The organism is Pseudomonas syringae group sp. 247E2, from assembly GCF_032587795.1.
In the GTDB taxonomy this organism is placed as follows: Bacteria; Pseudomonadota; Gammaproteobacteria; order Pseudomonadales; family Pseudomonadaceae; genus Aquipseudomonas; species Aquipseudomonas amygdali.
Genome location: NZ_JAWHPK010000001.1, coordinates 469,745 through 481,170 on the forward strand (window position 1 = coordinate 469,745; position 11,426 = coordinate 481,170).

At 59.2% G+C, this 11,426-nt stretch carries 10 protein-coding genes and 1 other RNA gene; 9 read left to right on the plus strand and 2 right to left on the minus strand.

The window, feature by feature from the left end; genetic code table 11:
* Together RYC18_RS02235 and RYC18_RS02240 are read right to left on the minus strand one after the other, a co-directional pair.
* The gene (locus tag RYC18_RS02235; protein ID WP_316882629.1) at nucleotides 1–372 is read right to left on the minus strand and encodes a YraN family protein; all 372 of its coding nucleotides are present in this window, start codon (nucleotides 370–372) and stop codon (nucleotides 1–3) included.
* Nucleotides 372–2,186 (minus strand): penicillin-binding protein activator, encoded by a 1,815-nt coding sequence (locus tag RYC18_RS02240; protein ID WP_316882630.1) that lies wholly within the window; start codon nucleotides 2,184–2,186, stop codon nucleotides 372–374. Before RYC18_RS02240 ends, RYC18_RS02235 begins: the two co-directional genes overlap by 1 nt.
* A 281-nt stretch (nucleotides 2,187–2,467) precedes the next feature.
* On the opposite strand from RYC18_RS02240, the gene rsmI reads away from it, so the two are divergent.
* The 9 genes from rsmI to mraY all read left to right on the plus strand — a co-directional run bounded on the left by rsmI (nucleotide 2,468) and on the right by mraY (nucleotide 11,425).
* Nucleotides 2,468–3,337, plus strand: coding sequence for a 16S rRNA (cytidine(1402)-2'-O)-methyltransferase (gene rsmI / locus RYC18_RS02245; protein WP_029240916.1), 870 nt, complete (start codon nucleotides 2,468–2,470; stop codon nucleotides 3,335–3,337).
* 97 nt (nucleotides 3,338–3,434) lie between these two features.
* Nucleotides 3,435–3,792: RNase P RNA component class A (gene rnpB, locus RYC18_RS02250), an RNA gene on the plus strand.
* A gap of 307 nt (nucleotides 3,793–4,099) precedes the next feature.
* Nucleotides 4,100–4,555 carry a division/cell wall cluster transcriptional repressor MraZ gene (gene mraZ / locus RYC18_RS02255; RefSeq protein WP_002555055.1) on the plus strand — a complete coding sequence of 152 codons (456 nt, stop codon included), beginning with the start codon at nucleotides 4,100–4,102 and terminating at the stop codon, nucleotides 4,553–4,555.
* Nucleotides 4,556–4,557: 2 nt separating this feature from the next.
* Nucleotides 4,558–5,499 (plus strand): 16S rRNA (cytosine(1402)-N(4))-methyltransferase RsmH, encoded by a 942-nt coding sequence (gene rsmH / locus RYC18_RS02260; protein ID WP_002555054.1) that lies wholly within the window; start codon nucleotides 4,558–4,560, stop codon nucleotides 5,497–5,499.
* A complete protein-coding gene (ftsL, locus tag RYC18_RS02265; RefSeq protein WP_002555053.1) occupies nucleotides 5,496–5,789 on the plus strand; it encodes a cell division protein FtsL in 294 nt (97 codons plus the stop codon). The genes rsmH and ftsL overlap by 4 nt, the downstream gene beginning before the upstream one ends.
* Nucleotides 5,789–7,516: a peptidoglycan D,D-transpeptidase FtsI family protein gene (locus RYC18_RS02270; RefSeq protein WP_004666184.1), complete on the plus strand. Its 1,728-nt coding sequence runs from the start codon at nucleotides 5,789–5,791 to the stop codon at nucleotides 7,514–7,516. The genes ftsL and RYC18_RS02270 overlap by 1 nt, the downstream gene beginning before the upstream one ends.
* Nucleotides 7,516–8,976: a UDP-N-acetylmuramoyl-L-alanyl-D-glutamate--2,6-diaminopimelate ligase gene (locus RYC18_RS02275; protein ID WP_005745004.1), complete on the plus strand. Its 1,461-nt coding sequence runs from the start codon at nucleotides 7,516–7,518 to the stop codon at nucleotides 8,974–8,976. Before RYC18_RS02270 ends, RYC18_RS02275 begins: the two co-directional genes overlap by 1 nt.
* A complete protein-coding gene (locus tag RYC18_RS02280; RefSeq protein WP_005745005.1) occupies nucleotides 8,973–10,343 on the plus strand; it encodes a UDP-N-acetylmuramoyl-tripeptide--D-alanyl-D-alanine ligase in 1,371 nt (456 codons plus the stop codon). Before RYC18_RS02275 ends, RYC18_RS02280 begins: the two co-directional genes overlap by 4 nt.
* Nucleotides 10,343–11,425, plus strand: a complete 1,083-nt coding sequence (gene mraY / locus RYC18_RS02285) for a phospho-N-acetylmuramoyl-pentapeptide-transferase (protein WP_002555049.1) — start codon at nucleotides 10,343–10,345, stop codon at nucleotides 11,423–11,425. The genes RYC18_RS02280 and mraY overlap by 1 nt, the downstream gene beginning before the upstream one ends.
* The last annotated feature ends 1 nt before the right edge of the window (nucleotide 11,426 follow it).

The following is an 11,426-nucleotide window of genomic DNA, read 5'->3' on the forward strand; positions in this document are numbered from 1 at the left end:
TCAGCTGTCAAAAGCACTCTTGATCCAGTTCAGCGGTGCAGCGCTGCCAGGCTGGCCTTCAATGGCGATCACGTCGAAACGGCAGGGGTGACTGGCCCAGTCTGTTGCTTGCTGCAGAAAAAGCTGTGCGGCGGTGACAAGTTTTGCCTGCTTGCGAAAATCAACGCTTTCCGTAGCGCCACCCCAGCCTGAATGGCGCCGGTAGCGAACTTCGACGAATACTACTGTATCGCCGTCAAGCATGACTAGATCAAGCTCGCCGCGTTTGCATAACCAGTTTTGTTCAATCAGGTGCAGCCCCTGTTGTTGCAAAAACTGCAGGGCGAAGGCTTCAGCCTCGCGCCCTGCTTGTTGGCGGCTGCTGCGTGGCATCAAGGCGCTGTGTCCGGCAGGCGTTGGATCTTGCCGTCGACGAACTCCGCCCATGGCAGCTGGCGCTCGACGCGACGGCCAGGGTTGATGCTCAGGCTGCCCGACAGGCCATCGATACGGCTGTCAGGCATCGCCTTGAGTTGCGCAAGGCGTGGGGCCAGGCGGTAGGCGTCGATGCCCATTGCGTACAGGCGGCCAAGGCTGCCAGCAGCTTGTGGCCATTGCGCGGTGACTTGCTGGCGCAGTGGGTCTTCAGCGTTCAACAGCCATGGCGTCTCGCAGAAGCGCACACCGTTGAGGTCCATGTACTGCGCATGATCGTTGCTGTTGGTGAACAGGTGCGAGGTGGCGTAGACCGGAACATCGCCTGCGTACTGGAAAACCATGGTTGGCTTGATCTGCTGCGCTTGTTGCGGCGTCGCGGCGAGGAACATGAAGTCAATGTCCTGGCGACGGCTTGGCTGCGCGGCTACCTGAGTGCCGGCAGTGCTCTGCAGGCGCTGGGCGCGGCCTTCACTGTTACGCAACTGGAACAGATCGGCGACCTGTTGTGCCAGCTCTACGGGCTGGTCAACGTGCTCGGCTGCGATCAGCGTACCGCCCTTGGCCTGCCAGCTCTTGCGGAAGGCATCCAGTACGCGGTCGCCCCATTCGCCTTTCGGCACCATTGCTACAGCGCTGCGCTTGCCATCGGCCCAGGCGCGACGTGCAACTTCGCGGGCTTCGTCTTCGGCAGCGAGACCAAACTGATACAGCTGAGCGGGGCCTTCGTTGCTGGTGTCGCTGTAGTTCAGCGCCAGGGTAGTGATCGGAAGCTGCTGGCGGCTGTTCAACTGTTTGACGAGGTTCTTCTCCAGCGGACCTACGACCAGCTGTACGCCAGCGGCCTGTGCCTGACGATAGAACTCATCCATCGAGGTAACGCGCAAGCTGTCGAACACCTGGATGGCGGGTGGATTCTGTCCTGCTTGTTGTGCCTGGAAGTGCGCGGCCATGAAACCTTCGCGCAACGCTTTGGCAACGGCGGCCAGTTGACCGTCCTGCGGCAGCAGCAGAGCGATTTTGGTAATAGGCTCGCTGGTCAGGGCGCGCAGTTGGGCGAGGGCGGTAGGCAGTTGCAGCGCTGCCGGGTGTTTCGGGTTCTGGGCTTTCCAGTTGTCGATGGCCGCCTGTTGCTGCTCAAGTGTGCCTGCGCCTTTGATCGAGCGGGCCAGATTCAGCCAGCCGCCCATATCGCCGCTGGCGGTACTTTGCAACTGCTCGGCCGGCAGAGCGGAGACCAGCGTCCAGATTGCATCATTGTTGGCGCTGGCCTCTGCGCCTTGCAGCAGAGGGCCGGCGAATACTCGCTCATTGACGGCCGCCAGGGCCTGGCCATCGGCCTCCAGGGCGCGCGCCTTGACCATATGGGTGCGAACTTGCTGCTCGACCGACAGTTCGCCCAGGCGTTGCATGCTCGGGTGGTTCAGTGCGGTCAGTGCTGCCTTGGGCTGATTGCGGCCCATCGCCAGCTCTGCGGACAATGTGCTGGCGAAAACCTGCAGTCCGGGTTTGAGTTGATCGATTTGCACCTGTCCGAGGATCTGCGCAGCGCGTCCTGCGTCATTCTGGCGGGCGGCCAGGTCGGCTGCACTCAAGCGCAGCGTTGCAGCCTGCTCGGGTGTTTTGGCTGTGGCGGCCTGATCAAGCAACTGCTCGATGCTGGCGTCAGGGGTTCGAGGCAGCTCGCCAAGGCTGGACGAGGGCGAGCTGGCACAGGCTGCGAGAAGGGCAGCGAGGCAGAGGGCAGAGAGCAGCCGCAGACAAGCGATCATTGGTATGTTCCTGAAACTCGAGCGAATTAACGGGGAATTGTACCCAAGCGCTGGCCGGGGTGCGATGTCGAAGGTGTTTAAAGCCGTGATATTGGTCGCGTTAGGGTCATCTGGCGGCCAAATCGTTCAATTCGAGAAGGCAGCGTTGTGTTGTGTCCGGCCTTGATCATGTATTTATTCCTTTTTTATCGGCATCCCTGATGCGCGAACCGCTCGGCCGTGCTTCAGCCTGTACAATGCATTCTTTCCAAGTATCAGCTTTAACCTGTGAGGTTTGCGTTTTGACTGTTCCGGTTGTTTCGAATTCCACTCCGGGCTCGCTTTATGTAGTGGCGACTCCTATCGGCAATCTGGACGACATGAGCGTGCGGGCATTGAAGGTGTTGCGTGAGGTCGCGCTGATTGCGGCTGAAGACACGCGCCATTCTGCACGGCTGATGCAGCACTTCGGGATATCCACTCCGCTGGCCGCCTGTCACGAGCATAACGAACGTGATGAGGGTAGTCGGTTCATAACGCGTCTGCTGGCTGGCGATGATGTGGCGCTGATTTCCGACGCGGGCACGCCGCTGATCTCTGATCCCGGTTATCACCTGGTACGTCAGGCGCGTGCTGTAGGTGTACCGGTTGTGCCCGTGCCGGGCGCTTGCGCCCTGATCGCCGCTCTTTCTGCGGCCGGGCTGCCTTCGGACCGATTCATTTTCGAGGGCTTTCTTCCTGCCAAGGCTGCAGGGCGCAAGGCAAAGCTTGAGCGAGTAAAGGAAGAGCCGCGCACGCTTATTTATTATGAAGCTCCGCACCGGATTCTTGAGTGTCTGCAAGACATGGAGCAAGTCTTCGGTGCCGACCGTCAGGCCTTGCTGGCACGTGAAATAACCAAAACTTTTGAAACGCTCAAGGGTCTGCCTTTGGGTGAGCTGCGGGCTTTTGTCGAGGCTGACAGTAATCAGCAGCGTGGCGAATGCGTGGTGCTGATAGCTGGCTGGACGCCACCCGAGGACGAGGATGTCATTGGTGAGGAGGCGCGCCGCATACTGGATTTACTGCTTGCAGAGATGCCTCTCAAGCGCGCCGCAGCCTTGGCAGCCGAAATAACCGGCGTGCGCAAGAACCTGCTTTATCAGGTGGCGCTGGAGAAACAGAAGGAATGATGGGTTGCCTTTAAAGGGGTGGATAACGGGGACAAGTGCGCCCCACGTGCTATTAAAGCTTGTTCTTGAAGGCATGTGCCGCTAACCTTGGCGGCGGAGAGTCGATTGGACAGTCGCTGCCTCTTGTTGTTCCGCAACAGGGGGGGGAGGAAAGTCCGGGCTCCATAGGGCGGAGTGCCAGGTAACGCCTGGGAGGCGTGAGCCTACGGAAAGTGCCACAGAAAATAACCGCCTAAGCACTTCGGTGCCGGTAAGGGTGAAAAGGTGCGGTAAGAGCGCACCGCACGTCTGGTAACAGTTCGTGGCAAGGTAAACCCCACTCGGAGCAAGACCAAATAGGGTTCCTAGGCGTGGCCCGCGCTGGAACCGGGTAGGTTGCTAAAGACGTCCAGTGATGGCCGTCGTAGAGGAATGACTGTTCTCGACAGAACCCGGCTTACAGATCGACTCTCCACCTTTTTTCTCACCCTTCGTTTCAAGCAGCAAAACCCTCTCGTAATACCAAAAAAATCTTACAGCTCATAAATCACATTAACTTTGAATCGCAACGATTTGAGTTGTGTGGGATTTATCTGTCAGATCGTTCGTAAAATTACCCTTTTATACCCAATACCTCTCCTAAATCTCCGAAATGTAAGGGTTTTCCTTAAGACCGTGCCTTGACGGTGTGGTGGGCGCGTTCCTATAGTGTGCACAAGTGGCAGAAAGTGGCACGAAGTGGGTTTTTTCAGCGCAAAAAGCTAAAATTCGGAGAATGCGCCTGTGTTCCGTGGTGCCAACGCGATCAATCTCGATGCCAAGGGCCGTCTCGCTATGCCGAGCCGGTACCGTGACGAGTTGGATTCGCGTAGTGCCGGGCAACTTATCGTGACCATTGATGCCGTTGATCCCTGTCTTTGCCTGTACCCGCTTTCCGAATGGGAGCTGATAGAGGCAAAACTTCGTGATCTGGCGACGTTTCGTGAAGAGAACCGTCGTCTGCAAAGGCTTTTGATTGGTAATGCTGTCGATCTGGAACTCGATGGCAGCGGGCGTTTTCTGGTGCCGCCACGCTTGCGCGAATACGCCAGGCTGGACAAGCGCGTAATGCTGGTGGGCCAGCTCAACAAGTTTCAACTGTGGGACGAGGACGCCTGGAACGCTCTTGCTGATGCTGACCTGGCTGCCATTCAAAAACCTGGCGCTATGCCCGACGAATTACGTGATTTGATCCTGTGACTATGAACAGCGGCTTTACCCACATCACCGTGCTGCTTGAAGAAGCCGTGGAGGCTCTCGCGGTGCGTGCCGATGGCTGCTATCTGGACGGCACGTTCGGACGTGGCGGGCATAGTCGTCTGATATTGAGCCAGCTTGGCCCTGATGGTCGGCTTCTTGGGTTCGACAAGGACCCTCAAGCGATTGCCACAGGGCAAGCGCTAGCGGCCGAAGACGGCCGCTTTGTCATTGTGCAGCGCAGCTTTGCCGAATTGGGATCCGAGGCTCAGGAACGCGGTTTGGCGGGCAAGGTCAGCGGTATTCTGCTGGATCTGGGCGTTTCGTCCCCGCAGCTGGATGACCCCGAGCGCGGCTTCAGCTTCATGAACGACGGCCCGCTGGACATGCGCATGGACCCAACCCGTGGCGTGAGCGCTGCCGAGTTCATCGCGACTGCACCCGCTGAAGAAATTGCCCGCGTATTCAAGGAATACGGCGAAGAGCGGTTTGCCAAGCGCATGGCTAATGCCGTCGTCGCGCGCCGTGAAGTCCAGCCTTTCGAGCGTACCGCTGATCTGGCAGAAGTGCTCAAGGTCGCCAACCCTGCCTGGGAGAAGGGCAAGAATCCTGCAACGCGAGCCTTTCAAGGGCTGCGTATTCACGTGAACAACGAGCTGGGTGATCTGGAAGCCGGTCTTGAAGCTGCACTGGATGCCCTTGAAGTCGGTGGTCGCCTCGTCGTCATCAGTTTTCACTCGCTGGAAGACCGTATCGTCAAATTGTTCATGCGCAAGCTCGCCAAGGGCGAAGCCGACAACATGCCACGCAATCTTCCGATCCAGTTCAAACCGTTCGAACCGAAAATCAAAATTCACGGCAAGGCTCAATTCGCCTCGGATACCGAAACCAAAGCCAACCCGCGTTCGCGCAGCGCTGTCATGCGCGTAGCGGAGAAGCTCAGGTGAGCCGTCTGTTTCTGAAACCTTTGCCCGGCGGCAGCTTCATTATGCTGCTGCTGTTCATTGCTGTCCTGATTTCAGCGATTGGCGTTTCCTATAGCGCACATTGGAATCGTCAACTGCTCAACTCGCTGTACTCGGAAATGAGCGTGCGCGACAAGGCGCAGGCAGAGTGGGGCCGGCTGATCCTTGAACAGAGCACCTGGACTGCACACAGCCGCATCGAGAATCTGGCCACCGAACAGCTGAAAATGCGCATTCCAAGCGCTGCCGAAGTGCGGATGGTGGCGCCATGATGAAACTTGAAGGCGCGCTTTATCCGTGGCGTTTTCGCGTGGTCGTGGGGCTGCTGGTGTCCCTTGTGCTCGCCATTTGCTGGCGCATCGTTGACCTGCAGGTTATCGACCACACCTTTCTCAAGGAGCAGGGCGATGCCCGCAGCCTGCGGCATATTCCGATTCCGGCTCACCGTGGCCTGATCACCGACCGCAACGGCGAGCCGCTTGCCGTGAGTACTCCGGTGACGACGCTGTGGGCCAATCCGCGCGAAATGCAGCAGGACAAGTCCAAGTGGCCGATGCTCGCAGCGGCTACCGGGCAGGATCTGAAAGCGTTGACTGATCGCCTGGAATCGCAATCCACCAAGGAATTTATCTACCTTGTTCGTGGCATGACGCCGGAGCAGGGCCAGGCAGCACTGGATCTGAAAGTCCCTGGCGTTTACGGCATCGAAGAGTTCCGCCGTTTCTACCCGGCAGGGGATGTTACCGCGCACATGGTTGGTTTTACCGACCTTGATGACCACGGTCGCGAAGGTGTCGAGTTGGCTTATGACGACTGGCTTGCGGGAGTGCCCGGCAAGCGTCAGGTTATCAAGGACCGGCGCGGCCGACTGATCAAGGATGTTCAGGTGACCAAGAATGCCAAGGCCGGAAAGACCTTGGCTTTGTCTATTGACCTGCGTCTGCAATACCTGGCAACCCGTGAACTGCGCAACGCCATCGTGGAAAACGAGGCCAAGGCAGGCAGCATGGTGATCATGGACGTCAAGACCGGTGAAGTTCTGGCGATGGTCAATCAGCCGACCTATAACCCGAACAATCGCCGCACCATGGTGCCTGCTGCCATGCGCAACCGGGCAATCATTGACGTGTTCGAGCCGGGCTCGACCATGAAACCGATCTCCATGACTGCAGCGCTGGACAGTGGCCGCTGGAAGCCCACCGATAAGGTCGAGGTTTATCCAGGCACACTGCAGATCGGTAAGTACACGATTCGTGACGTGACCAAGACCGAGGGCCCGATCCTCGATCTGACCGGCATCCTGATCAACTCCAGTAACGTTGGCATGAGCAAGGTCGCGTTCGATGTGGGCGGCGAAGCGATCTTCCGTGCCATGCAACGCGTTGGTTTCGGTCAGTACACCGGCCTCGGCTTCCCTGGCGAGCGCGTTGGCAACCTGCCCAACTATCGCGAGTGGCGCAAGGCCGAGACCGCCACGCTGTCCTATGGCTACGGTCTGTCAGTTACCGCTTTGCAATTGGTACACGCCTATGGCGCGCTGGCCAATAACGGCCGCATCGTGCCACTGACCATTCTGAAAACAGATAAAGAACCGGAATCGACCCAGGCCATTCCCGAGAAAACCGCCAAGACGCTGCAGGGCATGTTGCAGCAGGTTATCGAAGACCCGCGCGGCGTTTATCGCGCCCGTGTGCCGTCCTATCATGTCGGCGGCAAGAGCGGTACGGCGCGTAAGACGTCCATCGGCACCAAGGGCTATGCGGAGAACTCCTACCGCTCCCTGTTCGCCGGTTTCGGCCCGATGAGTAACCCGCGTTATGCCATCGTCGTGGTCATCGACGAGCCGAGCAAGGGCGGTTACTACGGTGGTCTGGTTTCGGCTCCGGTATTCAGCAAGGTCATGTCCGGTACGTTGCGTCTGATGAACGTCACGCCTGACAACCTTGCCCCACCGGAACAAGTCAATGCAGCACCGGCAGCCAAAGGAGGGCGTGGTTGATGGCCTTTAATCTGAGCAAGATTTTCGCTCACACCGACCGCGACCCCTTGATTCGCGAGTTGACTCTCGACAGCCGCAATGTCCGTCCGGGTGATCTGTTTCTGGCCGTTCCGGGTATCAAGGTCGATGGCCGTGCGCATATTGCCGACGCGCTCAAGCGTGGCGCTGCGGCTGTGGCTTACGAAGTAGAAGGCTCGACCGTTCTGCCGATCACTGACGTGCCGCTGATCCCGGTCAAGGGGCTCGCCGCGCAGTTGTCCGATATTGCCGGCCGCTTCTACGGCGATCCGAGCCGCAGCCTGAATCTGGTAGGCGTTACCGGCACCAACGGCAAGACCAGCGTCACTCAATTGGTTGCCCAGGCGCTTGATGCACTGGGTCAGCACTGCGGCATCGTCGGCACGCTGGGCACAGGCTTCTACGGCGCGTTGCAAAGCGGCCGTCATACCACGCCCGACCCGATAGCCGTTCAGGCGACGCTGACCGACCTGAAAAAGGCCGGTGCGCGCGCAGTGGCAATGGAAGTGTCGTCTCATGGGCTGGATCAAGGGCGGGCGACGGCGCTGGCGTTTGATGTGGCGGTGCTGACCAATCTGTCCCGTGATCACCTGGATTATCACGGCACCATGGAAGCGTACGCTGCCGCCAAGGCCAAGCTGTTTGCGTGGTCCAACCTGAAATGCCGGGTAATCAATCTGGATGATGCTTTCGGTCGTGAACTGGCCGGTATCAAGCAAGAGTCGCGGTTGATCACCTATAGCCAGCTGGACAGCTCGGCCTACCTGTATTGCCGCGATGCGAAATTCGATGACGATGGCGTGCGCGCTACGCTGGTCACGCCTCAGGGCGAGCACTTCCTGCGCAGCAGCCTGCTGGGTCGCTTCAACCTGAGCAACGTGCTGTCTGCGGTCGGCGCTTTGCTGGGCCTGGATTACGCGCTGGACGAAATTCTCAAGGTGTTGCCGAAACTCGAAGGCCCGGTCGGGCGCATGCAGCGTCTGGGCGGTGCCGACAAGCCGCTGGTGGTTGTCGACTATGCGCATACTCCGGATGCGCTGGAAAAAGTCCTCGAAGCACTGCGCCCGCACGCCAAAGGTCGCCTGTTGTGCCTGTTCGGCTGTGGCGGTGATCGTGATCGCGGCAAGCGTCCGCTGATGGCTGAAGTGGTCGAACGCCTGGCCGACGGTGTGTGGGTCACCGACGACAACCCGCGCTCCGAATCGCCAGCCAGTATTTTTGACGATATCCGCCCTGGCTTCGCTGCTGCTGACAAGGTGCGCTTCATCGAAGGTCGCGGCCAGGCCATTGCCCAGTTGATTGCCAGCGCCAATGCCGATGATGTCGTAGTCCTGGCCGGTAAAGGGCATGAGGATTATCAGGAGATCGACGGTCAGCGCCATCCGTTCTCTGACCTGCAAGAAGCTGCCAAGGCGCTTGCTGCGTGGGGGGCCTGCGAATGATTAAGTCAATGACATTCAGCGAACTGGTCGTGCCGCTTGACGCCCGTCTGGTCGCTGGCGACTGCAGCTTTGACGGTGTGAGCACCGACAGCCGTGGTATCCAGCCGGGCCAGCTGTTTGTGGCCCTGACCGGGCCGCGCTTCGACGGCCATGAGTACCTTGAGCAGGTGGCTGCCAAAGGTGCGGTCGGTGCTCTGGTCGAGCGCGAAGTGCAGGGCGCAAGCCTGCCGCAACTGGTCGTGCTCGATACCCGCAAGGCGCTCGCGCAATTGGGCGCAATGAACCGCAATGCGTTCATCGACAAGCCGGTTGCAGCGATGACCGGTTCCAGCGGCAAGACCACGGTCAAGGAAATGCTCGCGAGCATCCTGCGTACGCGCGGCACTGTGCTGGCCACTCGTGGCAATCTGAACAACGAGCTGGGCGTGCCATTGACGTTACTGGAGCTGGCTCCCGAGCACAGTGCGGCGGTCATCGAACTGGGTGCATCGCGGGTGGGCGAAATTGCCTTCACCGTGAGCCTGACCAAGCCACACGTTGCCATCATTACCAACGCTGGAACCGCCCACGTCGGCGAGTTTGGCGGACCGGACAAAATTGTCGAGGCCAAGGGCGAGATTCTGGAAGGACTCAATGCCAGCGGCACCGCGGTGCTGAATCTGGAGGACAAGGCTTTCCCCGTCTGGCGCAAGCGTGCCGGCAATCGCAACATTCTGACCTTCGCACTGGCTGACCCTGCGGCGGATCTGCACGCCAGCGACCTTAGTAATGATGCCCGCGGCTGCCCGGGCTTCACCATCAACAGCCCGCTCGGCGTCGCCCAGGTTCAGTTGAATCTGTTGGGCGCGCATAACGTGACCAACGCCCTGGCGGCCGCGGCTGCAGCCTGCGCACTGGGCGTGACGCTGGAAGGCATTGTCGCGGGCCTGAACAACGTGCAGCCGGTCAAGGGCCGTGCGGTTGTGCAAATCGCCAGCAACGGCACGCGCGTCATTGATGACACCTACAACGCCAACCCTGCCTCGATCAACGCCGCCGTCGACATCCTTACCGGTTTTAGCGGTCGTACCGTGCTGGTGCTGGGCGATATCGGCGAGCTGGGCGAGTGGGCCGAACAAGGCCATCGCGACGTAGGGGCCTATGCCGCTGGCAAGGTCTCGGCGCTGTATGCCGTCGGCCCGTTGATGACTCATGCCGTCAGCGCCTTTGGTGAACATGCGTACCACTTTGCCAGTCAGGCAGAGCTGATCGCGGCGCTGGGCGCCGAGCAGGACCCTAATACCACTTTACTGATCAAGGGCTCGCGTAGCGCTGCGATGGAAAACGTCGTGGCTGCCTTGTGCGGTTCTAGCCTGGAGAAACATTAATGCTGCTGCTGTTGGCCGAGTTCTTACAACAGTTCTACAAAGGCTTCGCGGTCTTTCAGTACCTGTCCTTGCGCGGGATCCTTGGTGTGCTCACTGCGCTGACACTGTCGCTGTGCCTGGGCCCCTGGATGATTCGTACCTTGCAGATGCGCCAGATCGGCCAGTCTGTCCGCAACGACGGTCCGCAGTCGCATTTGTCCAAATCGGGTACGCCGACCATGGGCGGCGCGCTGATCCTCTCGTCCATCGGTATCAGTACGCTGTTGTGGGCTGACCTGAGCAACCGTTACGTTTGGGTTGTGTTACTGGTGACACTGTTGTTTGGCGCCATCGGCTGGGTCGATGACTACCGCAAGGTGATCGAAAAGAATTCGCGTGGCCTGCCGAGCCGCTGGAAGTATTTCTGGCAGTCGGTATTCGGCCTCTGTGCAGCGATCTTCCTTTATACAACTGCACCATCGGCTACCGAAACCACGCTGATCGTGCCGATGCTCAAGGATGTGCGCATTCCGTTGGGTATCGGTTTCATCGTGCTGACCTATTTTGTGATCGTCGGCTCCAGTAACGCAGTCAACCTGACCGACGGCCTGGACGGTCTGGCGATCATGCCGACGGTGATGGTCGGCGGTGCGCTGGGCATATTTTGCTACCTGTCGGGTAACGTGAAGTTTGCTGAATACCTGCTGATTCCCTACGTACCGGGGGCAGGTGAGCTGATTGTCTTCTCTGGTGCACTGATTGGCGCGGGACTCGGGTTTCTCTGGTTCAACACCTATCCGGCTCAGGTGTTCATGGGTGACGTCGGTGCGCTGGCGCTGGGCGCTGCGCTGGGCACCATGGCTGTGATCGTGCGTCAGGAAATTGTTCTGTTCATCATGGGCGGCGTGTTCGTGATGGAAACCCTTTCAGTGGTCATTCAGGTTGCGTCTTTCAAACTCACCGGTCGCCGCGTGTTCCGCATGGCGCCGATTCACCACCACTTTGAACTCAAAGGCTGGCCTGAGCCGCGCGTGATCGTCCGTTTCTGGATCATCACCGTGATTCTGGTGCTCATTGGCCTTGCCACACTGAAACTGAGGTAGA

What these genes read in the sequence shown, in the direction of transcription:
- RYC18_RS02235 (WP_316882629.1), bottom strand. Translation starts at nt 372, where the DNA reads ATGCCACGCAGCAGCCGCCAACAAGCAGGGCGCGAGGCTGAAGCCTTC.
- RYC18_RS02240 (WP_316882630.1), bottom strand. Translation starts at nt 2,186, where the DNA reads ATGATCGCTTGTCTGCGGCTGCTCTCTGCCCTCTGCCTCGCTGCCCTT.
- rsmH (WP_002555054.1), top strand. Translation starts at nt 4,558, where the DNA reads ATGAACAGCGGCTTTACCCACATCACCGTGCTGCTTGAAGAAGCCGTG.
- RYC18_RS02270 (WP_004666184.1), top strand. Translation starts at nt 5,789, where the DNA reads ATGAAACTTGAAGGCGCGCTTTATCCGTGGCGTTTTCGCGTGGTCGTG.
- RYC18_RS02275 (WP_005745004.1), top strand. Translation starts at nt 7,516, where the DNA reads ATGGCCTTTAATCTGAGCAAGATTTTCGCTCACACCGACCGCGACCCC.
- RYC18_RS02280 (WP_005745005.1), top strand. Translation starts at nt 8,973, where the DNA reads ATGATTAAGTCAATGACATTCAGCGAACTGGTCGTGCCGCTTGACGCC.
- mraY (WP_002555049.1), top strand. Translation starts at nt 10,343, where the DNA reads ATGCTGCTGCTGTTGGCCGAGTTCTTACAACAGTTCTACAAAGGCTTC.